The 9,735-nt window shown below is 76.9% G+C and carries 8 protein-coding genes; 6 read left to right on the top strand and 2 right to left on the bottom strand.

Annotated features, from left to right (window positions below):
* Nucleotides 1-19 precede the first annotated feature (19 nt).
* Complete coding sequence (locus tag LPA27_RS19405) at nucleotides 20-265, bottom strand: DUF2510 domain-containing protein (RefSeq protein ID WP_416383251.1); 246 nt, start codon at nucleotides 263-265, stop codon at nucleotides 20-22.
* On the bottom strand, nucleotides 262-549 hold the full coding sequence (locus tag LPA27_RS18655) for an excalibur calcium-binding domain-containing protein (RefSeq protein ID WP_228943456.1): 288 nt from the start codon (nucleotides 547-549) through the stop codon (nucleotides 262-264). The genes LPA27_RS19405 and LPA27_RS18655 overlap by 4 nt, the downstream gene beginning before the upstream one ends.
* A gap of 277 nt (nucleotides 550-826) precedes the next feature.
* Between LPA27_RS18655 and eat the strand changes: the two genes are divergently transcribed.
* The 6 genes from eat (at nucleotide 827) to LPA27_RS18625 (ending at nucleotide 9,385) form a co-directional block, all read left to right on the top strand.
* Nucleotides 827-2,281, top strand: coding sequence for an ethanolamine permease (eat, locus tag LPA27_RS18650; RefSeq protein WP_082500045.1), 1,455 nt, complete (start codon nucleotides 827-829; stop codon nucleotides 2,279-2,281).
* Nucleotides 2,278-3,693 carry an ethanolamine ammonia-lyase subunit EutB gene (locus tag LPA27_RS18645; RefSeq protein WP_228943454.1) on the top strand — a complete coding sequence of 472 codons (1,416 nt, stop codon included), beginning with the start codon at nucleotides 2,278-2,280 and terminating at the stop codon, nucleotides 3,691-3,693. The genes eat and LPA27_RS18645 overlap by 4 nt, the downstream gene beginning before the upstream one ends.
* Before the next feature lie 185 nt (nucleotides 3,694-3,878).
* Nucleotides 3,879-4,673, top strand: a complete 795-nt coding sequence (gene eutC, locus LPA27_RS18640; protein WP_228943451.1) for an ethanolamine ammonia-lyase subunit EutC — start codon at nucleotides 3,879-3,881, stop codon at nucleotides 4,671-4,673.
* A gap of 628 nt (nucleotides 4,674-5,301) precedes the next feature.
* Complete coding sequence (locus LPA27_RS18635; RefSeq protein WP_228943449.1) at nucleotides 5,302-6,396, top strand: WcbI family polysaccharide biosynthesis putative acetyltransferase; 1,095 nt, start codon at nucleotides 5,302-5,304, stop codon at nucleotides 6,394-6,396.
* Between the two features lie 233 nt (nucleotides 6,397-6,629).
* The gene (locus tag LPA27_RS18630; protein WP_228943447.1) at nucleotides 6,630-7,697 is read left to right on the top strand and encodes a hypothetical protein; all 1,068 of its coding nucleotides are present in this window, start codon (nucleotides 6,630-6,632) and stop codon (nucleotides 7,695-7,697) included.
* Entirely contained in the window at nucleotides 7,691-9,385 is a 1,695-nt protein-coding gene (locus tag LPA27_RS18625) for a glycosyltransferase family 2 protein (RefSeq protein ID WP_228943445.1), read from the top strand. Before LPA27_RS18630 ends, LPA27_RS18625 begins: the two co-directional genes overlap by 7 nt.
* The last annotated feature ends 350 nt before the right edge of the window (nucleotides 9,386-9,735 follow it).

The raw sequence follows: 9,735 nt of genomic DNA, 5'->3' as shown, positions 1-9,735 counted from the left end.
GACGACGCGCACGTCGCCTTCACCCACTGGTCGGTGATGGTCTCGACACGGTTGCTGACCGCGGTGCGTGCTCGTCGTGCACTCCTCGGCGGCCTGGGCGGCGACGTTGTGCGAGCGGCGGCGGCGCGGCGTACGGCGCGGGGCGCCCGGCGGCCGCGGGTGGCGGGGTGGCGACCGCCTCGGTCCAGCGTCGGCCGTCCCAGTACCTCAGGTGCCCGGCCGGGCGCGCCGGGTCCTGGTGCCACCCCGGCCCGGGCGTGCTCACGCCTTCTCGCAGGCGATGCCGTCCTTGTCGGCGTCGAGGGTGCCGTTGTGCGCGACCGCGGTGTTGTAGGCCTTGGTGTTGCGGTAGAAGCTCGTGACCTTCTTGCCCGAGGTCTTGTCCACGGCGTTGCTGCGACCCACCCCGTGCTTCCACTGCTTCTGCAGGTTGGTGCAGTTGTCGTGGATGCCGGTGGTGTGGGCGTCGGCGCTCACCGAGGTGAGGGCGGGGGAGGCGGCGACGCCGAGGGCGAGGACGACGGCGGCGATGCGAGGGGCGAAGGTCATGCCCCGAAGGTAAAGAGACGCGGCCGACGCCGTGCGCGATCGGGTCAGGACCACCCGGACGGGCCATGCGCGGCGCACGGTCGGGCCATGGGCTGCGCACGGTCGGGCCGGGGCGGTGGTGCCGGACGGGCCACCCGGCGCCGGTGCGGCAGGCGGTCGCGACCCGGACGCGCGCGTCACGTGGCCGCAACGCGGGCGGAGCAGGGCCGTCACACCCTTGACCTAGCGTCGCCGGACCCACTAGACCGAGCAGCACCCCGTCGAAGGTTGGTCCGCCATGTCGGAACGTCTCACCACCCCTGCCGCCGCGACGTCCACGGCTGCGCCGCCCGGTGCCCCGGGAGGAGCGGACGCGGAGTACCTCGCCAAGCGGAGCCTGCGCTCGGGCTCCGCGGGGTGGGTGCTGCTGGCGGGCCTCGGCGTCAGCTACGTCATCTCCGGTGACTACTCGGGGTGGAACTTCGGCCTCGAGCAGGGCGGCTTCGGTGGCCTGCTCATCGCCACGGTGCTGATCGCGGCGATGTACCTCGCCCTCGTGCTCGGCATGGCCGAGCTGTCCTCGGCGCTGCCGGCCGCCGGCGGCGGCTACACCTTCGCCCGCCGCGCGCTCGGACCCTGGGGCGGCTTCGCGACGGGCACCGCGATCCTCATCGAGTACGCCATCGCGCCCGCGGCCATCGCCACGTTCATCGGGGCCTACGTCGAGTCGCTCGGCCTGTTCGGCATCACCGACGGCTGGTGGGTCTACCTCGCGGCGTACGCGCTCTTCATCGGGGTGCACCTGGCCGGGGTGGGCGAGGCGCTGAAGGTGATGTTCGTGATCACCGCGGTGGCCGTGCTCGGGCTGGTGGTCTTCGCGGTGGCGGCGGTGCCGCTCTTCGACCTCGACAACCTCACCGACATCGCCCCCACCGACGCGGCCGGCTCCTCGGCCTTCCTGCCCTTCGGGGTGCTCGGGGTGTGGGCGGCGGTGCCCTACGCGATCTGGTTCTTCCTCGCCATCGAGGGGGTGCCGCTGGCCGCGGAGGAGGCGGCCGAGCCCGAGCGCAACGTGCCGCGCGGGATCATCGCCGCGATGGCGCTCCTGCTGGTCAGCGCGGCCGCGATGCTGCTGCTGGTCACCGGCGCCGGGGGCGCCGACGCGATGAAGGGCTCCGGCAACCCGCTGGTGGAGGCGCTCGGCTCCGGGGCCGCCGCGACGACGGTCAACTACATCGGCCTGGCCGGTCTGGTCGCGAGCTTCTTCTCCATCATCTACGCCTACTCCCGCCAGCTCTTCGCGCTCTCTCGCGCCGGCTACCTGCCGCGGGTGCTGTCGATCACGACGCGGCGCAAGGCGCCGCTGCTCGCGCTCGTCGTGCCCGGCGTCATCGGCTTCGCGCTGACCTTCACCGGCCAGGGAGCCGTGCTGCTCAACATGGCCGTCTTCGGGGCCGCGCTGTCCTACGTGCTGATGATGACCAGCCACGTCGTGCTGCGCCGCCGCGAGCCCGACATGCCGCGGCCCTACCGCACCCCCGGCGGTGCGGTGACCACCGGCTTCGCCCTGGTCGTGGCCGCCCTCGCCGTGGTCGCCACCTTCCTCGTCGACACCGTCGCCGCGCTGTCGTGCCTGGGCGTCTTCGTGGCGTTCATGGCCTACTTCGGCCTCTACAGCCGCCACCACCTCGTGGCCGGCTCGCCCGACGAGGAGTTCGCGGCGCTCGCCGAGGCGGAGGCGTCGGTGCGGTGACCGGCCCCCGCTACAGCCAGCACCTCGGCGGCACGACGTACGCCTTCGACGGGCTGGTCGACCTCATGGCCAAGGCGACCCCGGTGCGCTCGGGCGACCAGCTGGCCGGCTGCGCGGCGGAGTCCGACGAGCAGCGTGCGGCCGCCGCGTGGGCGCTGGCCGACGTCGCGCTCGACACCTTCCTCACCGAGGAGCTGGTGCCCTACGACAGCGACGAGGTCACCCGGCTGATCCTCGACGGGCACGACCGCGCGGCCTACGCCCCGGTGTCGCACCTGACCGTCGGCGGGCTGCGCGACTGGCTGCTGCAGACCTGCACCCGCCCCGACGCCGCCGCGGTGCTCACCGCGCTCGCGCCGGGGCTGACCCCGGAGATGGTGGCCGCGGTCAGCAAGATCATGCGCAACCAGGACCTCATCGCGGTGGGTCGCGCGGCCCGGGTGACCTCGGCCTTCCGCACCACGATCGGGCTGCCGGGACGTCTGGCCACCCGCCTGCAGCCCAACCACCCCACCGACGACCCGCGCGGCATCGCCGCCGCCACCCTCGACGGGCTGCTGCTGGGCTGCGGCGACGCGGTCATCGGGATCAACCCCGCGACCGACTCGCCCGAGGCCACCGCGACCCTGCTGCACCTGCTCGACGACATCCGCCAGCGCTACGAGATCCCGACCCAGTCGTGCGTGCTCTCGCACGTCACGACCACCATCGAGCTGGTCGAGCGCGGCGCGCCGGTCGACCTGGTCTTCCAGTCCGTGGCCGGCACCGAGGGCGCCAACGCCGGCTTCGGGGTCACCCTCGACCTGCTGCGCGAGGGCAACGAGGCCGGGCGCTCGCTGCGCCGCGGCACGGTCGGCGACAACGTGATGTACCTCGAGACCGGGCAGGGCTCCGCGCTCAGCGCCGGCGCCCACCTCGGCGTCGGCGGGCGCCCGGTCGACCAGCAGACGCTCGAGGCCCGGGCCTACGCCGTGTGCCGGATGCTCGACCCGCTGCTGGTCAACACCGTCGTCGGCTTCATCGGCCCCGAGTACCTCTACGACGGCAAGCAGATCGTGCGTGCCGGGCTCGAGGACCACTTCTGCGGCAAGCTGCTCGGCCTGCCGATGGGCGTCGACGTCTGCTACACCAACCACGCCGAGGCCGACCAGGACGACATGGACACCCTGCTGACCCTGCTGGGCACCGCGGGGGCGTCGTTCGTGATCGCCGTGCCCGGCGCCGACGACGTGATGCTGGGCTACCAGAGCCTGTCCTTCCACGACGTGCTCTACCTGCGCCAGGTGCAGGGGCTGCGGCCGGCGCCGGAGTTCGAGGAGTGGCTCGACGGGCTCGGCATGCTGGGCGACGCCGGTCGGATCCTGCCCACCGACCTCGACGCCTCGCCGCTGCGCGAGCTGACCGCACGGTGACCGGGGTGAGCGCGGTGGGCGGGACGGCCGGGACGAGCGGGACGACCGGGGCCGCCGGAGCGGGCGGGGGGAGCGGGTGGTCGGCGTCCGCCGCGGAGGGGGCCGGTGCGCCGGAGGGCGCGGGTTCCGGTGCGCCGGAGGGCGCGGGAGCCGGTGCGCCGGACGGTGGGGTCGACCCGGCGGTGGTGGGCGACCTCTGGTCGTCGCTGCGTACGACGACCCAGGCCCGCATCGGCCTCGGCCGCGCCGGCGACGCGCTGCCCACCCGGCGGGTGCTGGAGTTCCAGGCCGCCCACGCCGCGGCGCGCGACGCCGTGCACGAGCCGCTCGACGTCGACGCGCTGGCGCCCGCGGTGGCCGCGGTCGGGCTCGGCGAGCCGCTGCGGGTCACCAGCAGGGCGACCTCGCGCGCGGAGTACCTGCGCCGGCCCGACCTCGGCCGTCAGCCCGCCGACCTCGCGGGACTGGCCGGGGGTGGGACCGGCGTGGGTGCCGGTGCCGGTGCCGGAGGTGGGGCCGGAGGTGGGGCCCAGGTCGGGATCGTGCTGGCCGACGGGCTCTCCCCGCGCGCCCTGGTCGACCACGGACCCGGCCTCCTCGCCGCGATCGTCGCCGCCCTGCGCGCCGCCCTCGGCGACGACTGCACGATCGCGCCGCCGGTGATCGCCACCCAGGCCCGCGTCGCCCTGGCCGACCACGTCGGCGAGGCCCTCGGCGTCGAGACCCTCCTCGTGGTGATCGGCGAGCGTCCGGGCCTCTCGGTGGCCGACAGCCTCGGGATCTACCTCACCCACCACCCCCGCCCCGGCCGCAGCGACGCCGAGCGCAACTGCGTCTCCAACGTGCACCCGCCCGACGGACTCTCCTACGAGCGGGCCGCCGCCGTCGTGGCCGGTCTCGTGCGCGGCGCCCGCGAGCTCGGCGCCTCCGGCGTGCGCCTCAAGGACTCCTCGCTCGCCCCCGAGCTGGCCGCCGACTGACCGGGGGTCGGCCTCCGCGGGTTTCACCGGCCGGCTGGCGAAACCCGCACCTGTCGGCCGGCACACGGGCCGACAGGTGCGGGTCCGGGCCGACAGGCTCGGTCCAGGGCGGTCCTCGAGCCGGCGGACCGCGGCGTACGGCGGGCGCGCCGGGTCGGGTCGGGGCCGGGGGCCCGGGGGTGGACGTCATGCGGAGGGTGGATGCGCATCTACGGGGCGTATGACGTCCGGGGGCGGGCGGGCGCGGTAGCCGAACGGGCACAGTGCTCGCCGGCAGCACCTGCTCCCGTGCGGATCCGCCCTGCCGCGCGCCGCGCCCGGGACGACGGGGCGCTGCGGCGCTGGTGTGCCCGTTCGGCTACGACGCCCTCCCCCGGGTGCGGCCCGCCGCGCCGGTCCTCGGCCCTGCGGGTGAGCCCCACGGGGCGGGGGGAGTGGTGGAGTGGGTGGTCGCCCACGAGGCGGTCCGGCCGGTGAGCCAGCCGCGCTGTCCGGTCGCCGGGTCGACCGGACCGCTGGCCCGCGTCACCGGCCCGCGTCACCGGCCCGCGTCACCGGCTCGAGCCGCCGCATCCGTGGACCGCCCCCGCACCACCCCCGCCCGTCAGAGATTCCCAGGAGCCGCCCGGTGCCCGCGACCATCGTCGACCTCGGCCGTCGCCGCCACTACGGCGCGTTCTACGGCCTCGACCCGGTCCCCACCGACCGCCCGCTGCTGCTCCTGCTCGGCAACTGCCAGGCCGAGTCGCTGCGGCTGCTCCTCGACCCCGCCGCCGAGCCCCTCGACCACCCGGCCGGCCCTGCGGCCACCGACCCGCCGACCGACCCGCCTGCCGACCTGCGAGGCGCCCCCTCCGCGGTCCTGCGCGGCGCCCACCCGACACGGCCCACGAGCGACGTCGTGAGCGTGCGGGTGCCGCCGATCCACGAGCTCACCGCCGACGACCTGCCCCACCTCGACGCGCTGCTCGAGCGCGCCGATCTCCTCGTGGCCCAGCCGACCCGCGCCGACTACCGCGACCTGCCGCTCGGCACCGAGCAGGTGCTCGCCCGCGCCCGCGCCGACCTGCGCACGGCCCTGGTGTCGAGCGTGCGGTACGCCGGGCTGCACCCCTTCCACGTCGTCGTCCACCCGCCCGAGCTCGACGGGGTGGTGCCCCCGGTGGTGGCCTACCACGACCTGCGCGCCGTCGTGCTGGCCGCGCGCGGCCACACCGACCCGGGCGCCGACGGCAGCCGCCTCGACGACCTGCTCGACGACCTCCCCCCGCTCACCGCCGACGCCGTGCGGGCAGTGGGCGACGACTCGGGCGCCGAGCTGCGCCGTCGTCAGCAGCAACACGGGGGCGTCGCGTTGGCCGACCTGCTCGACGACCCGGCGGTCGACGACATGCGCACGGTCAACCACCCCGGTCCGCGGGTCCTGGCCGGGGTCGCCCGGCGGGTGCGCGCCTCGCTGGGTCTGGCTCCGCTGGCGGTCGACCCGGGCCGCCCGTTGCTCGACGACGTGCACGCGCCGGTGCACCCGGCGGTGGCTGCCGTACGCCGCCCGGCCGACGGCCCCGCACCCTCGCCCGACCACTGGCGGGTCGGGGGCCGGTCGGTCGCCGAGCGGGAGGTGCTGGCGGCGCAGCTGGCCTGGTACGCCGACCACCCGGCCATGGTCCGCGAGGCCCTCGCCCGCCACGGCCGCACCCTCGACCACCTCGGGCTCGCCCCGTGACCCGCGACCTGACCCGCGACCTGACCCGCGACCTGACCCGCGACGCCGGGACCGGTGGCGCGCCCCCCGGACCCACCTCCGGCGACGCCCGGGCCGTCGGTCCGTCGACCGTCGGCCCCGGTGCTGATCCCTCCGGTGCCGATCACTCCGGTCGTCCCCAGGCCGACCGCACCGGGACCGATCGCCCCGACCCGGCCGAGACCCGTCGCCGGGCGGCGCTCCCGTTGCACCTGGTGCATGACGACGCACGCCACGGGGTGGCGCTCTACGCCCGTCAGGTCGCCGGGTCGCTGGGCGCCCGGGTGCTCGTCGGCACCCCGGCCGAGGCCGTCGCCGAGGCGCGTCGCACCGGCGCGGGCTCGGTGCACGTGCACTGGACCGACCGGCTCTTCGGCGACTCGTCCGCGGAGTCGGCGGCGGCCGTGGTGGCGCTGGCCGCGCAGGTGCCGACCACCGTGACGTTGCACGACGTGCCACAGCCGTGGGCGGGCGAGGACCGCGCCGCGGCGTACGCCGAGGTCGTGCGCGGCGTGCGCACCTGGGCGGTCAACAGCCACCACGAGGCCGACCTGCTCGCGGGCGGGCTCGACCGGGTGCCCGGGCCGCCCGCTCCCGGGGCGCTGCGCTCGACCGTGGTGCACCTGCCCGTCGTGCCGCTCGACCCGGTCGATCCCGCCGATGCCGCGAGCGCAGCGGAGCCCGGCGACGGCGCCGTGCCGGAGGCCCCGGCGGGGCGCGTGCGCCTCGCGCTGCTGGGCTTCGTCTACCCCGACAAGGGCCACCGCGAGCTCGTGCGCGCAGCCGCGGCGCTGGCCCAGGAGGGGCACGACGTCGAGGTCGTCGCCCTCGGGGCGCCGGTGGCCGGCCACGACGACCTGCTCGACGAGCTCGCCGCGCGTGCCCGCACCGGCGGGGTGGGCTGGCGGGTCACCGGCTACCTCAGCGACGCCGACCTCGCGGCCTGGATGCGTGCCGTCGACGTGCCGGTCACCGGCCACCGCCACGTCTCGGCGTCGGGGTCGATGAACTCCTGGCTCGCCGCCGGCCGCCGCCCGCTCGCGCTCGACGGGCCCTACGTGCGCGAGGTCGACGCCCTGCGCCCCGGCGGCTTCCGGCTCTACGACGACGACTCGCTGGTCGACGAGCTGCGTGCGGCCCTGGCCGACCCTGCCCGCACCCGCGCCGCGGCCGACGACCTGCGCCCCCTGCTGAGCGACACCGCGCGGGCCTATGCCGCCTGGTGGGCCGGCGTGCACCGCGCCCTGCCCCACCCGCCGCAGCCGGTGCTCGAGCCGTGGTGACGGGAGGCCGTCGTGCGGCCCAGCGGACCGGCCCGCTGGCCGGCCCCGTCGACCTGCCGGGCCTCGAGGTCGCGCCGCCCGGCGTCCTGCCCGTGCCGGGCAACCGGTGGGACCTCGCGCTCGCGGTCGCTCCCGGCGACGCCCACGAACCCACCCCCGTCCACGACCCCGGCGACGCCCGCGACCCCGGCGACGCCCGCGACCCCGCCGACGCCCGCGACCCTGCCGACGCCCGCGACTCCGCCGACGCCCGCGACCCCGCCGACGCCCACTCCGACGCCCACTCCGCCGCCCGATCCGCCGCCCGATCCGACGCCCACTCCGACGCCCACTCCGACGCCCACTCCGGCGCCCACTCCGGCGCCCACTCCGGCGCCCACTCCGGCGCCCCCGCCCGCGGCGGCCCGCCGGCGGTGACGGTGGTCGTCACCCACTTCGAGCAGCCCCGCGAGCTGGCCCGCACCCTGCACGCGCTCACCCGCCAGACCGGCGCGGGCACGACCTGGCGCGACGTCGAGGTGGTGGTCGCCGACGACGGCTCGCGCGAGCCGCCGGCGGTGCCCGACGGCGTACGGCTCGTGCGCCAGGCCGACCGCGGCTTCCGCGCCGGCGCCGCGCGCAACCTCGGCGCTGCGGCCGGCCGCGGCGAGGTGCTGGTCTTCCTCGACGCCGACACCACCCCCGAGCCGGGCTTCCTCAGCGCGATGGTGAGGCTGCCCGCCTGCTGTCCCGAGGCGCTGGTCGTGGGTCGCCGCCGCCACGCCGACCTCGCCGCGACCGACCCCGCGGCGCCGGTGGAGCAGGTCGGTCCGCAGCGCGAGCTGCCCGCACCCGCGTGGCTCGACGACGCCTACGCCGCCAGCCGCGACCTGCTCGACGCCGACGAGCGCTCCTACCGCTTCGTCATCGCCGCGGTGCTCGCGTGCAGCCGCTGGCTCTTCGAGGGTCTCGGCGGCTTCGACGAGACCTTCCGCGCCTACGGCGGCGAGGACTGGGAGCTCGCGGCCCGCGTGTGGCGCCACGGCGGGCTGCTCGCCCACGCCCCCGACGCGGTGGCCTGGCACGACGGACCCGACTGGGCCGGTCGCGACGAGGTCGAGCGTCGCGCCCGCAAGCTCGACGAGACCCTCGCCGTGGCGCGCCGCCTCGACGGCCCCGGCGCCACCACCACCGGCCTGCGCCTCGGCCCGCCCGACCCGGTGGTCGTCGTGGCCGAGGGCCTCGACCCCACCGGCGTCGCCGTCTGCGTCGACAGCCTGCTCGCCGCGCTCCCGCGGGCCCGGGTGCACCTCTCCCGCGCCGACCACGCCCGGCTGGGCGGCGCCGACGACCGGCTGCGGCTGGGCCGCCCCGACCTGCGCACCGCCTCCCGCCTGCTCGAGGTACGCCGACCCGTGCGCGGCCCCGCCGCGGGCTGGCACGCGGTGCTCGACGCCCTCACCGGCGGCGACGCCCCCGGGGCGGTCGGGGTGGGCGGGGAGGGCGCGTCGGGCGACGGTCCCGGCGACGGTGCCGCGGAGTGGCTGCGGCTCACCGACCTGCGCACGGTGCGCCGCCGGCGACGGTGGGCCCGCGCCGGGGCCGAGGGCGTCGACGCGCTCTTCGGCGAGACCACCCTGACCGGCCTCGACCTGCGGCCGGTCGCCCCCGACGCCTCGCTCGAGTCCTACCTCGGCGGCTGGGGCTGACCGAGCGGCCCGCTCACCGGCCGCCGGCACGCGTCGGTGGTGCCGGCACGGGCTCGGTGGCCCGCCCCGCGCTCCGACGTCATGCGCACGGTGGATGCGCATCCACGTCTCGTATGACGTCTCGACCGGTCCCCTCAGCCGCGGTCGCCGGGGCTCCCGCGGTGGCCCGCCCCGCGCTCCGACGTCATGCGCAGGGTGGATGCGCATCCACGTCTCGTATGACGTCTCGACCGGCCCCGTCAGCCGCGGTCGCCGGGGCTCCCGCGGTGGCCTGCCCCGCGCTCCGACGTCATGCGCAGGGTGGATGCGCATCCACGTCTCGTATGACGTCTCGACCGGCCCCGTCAGCC

This window comes from Nocardioides sp. Leaf374, from assembly GCF_916862475.1.
Lineage (GTDB): Bacteria > Actinomycetota > Actinomycetes > Propionibacteriales > Nocardioidaceae > Nocardioides > Nocardioides kribbensis.
The sequence above is the reverse complement of the archived record's forward strand: the minus strand, read 5'-3'. Positions and strand labels throughout refer to the sequence as shown.

Excerpts from the sequence above, each read along its gene's own strand:
- LPA27_RS18655 (WP_228943456.1), bottom strand. The coding sequence starts at position 549 with ATGACCTTCGCCCCTCGCATCGCCGCCGTCGTCCTCGCCCTCGGCGTC.
- eat (WP_082500045.1), top strand. The coding sequence starts at position 827 with ATGTCGGAACGTCTCACCACCCCTGCCGCCGCGACGTCCACGGCTGCG.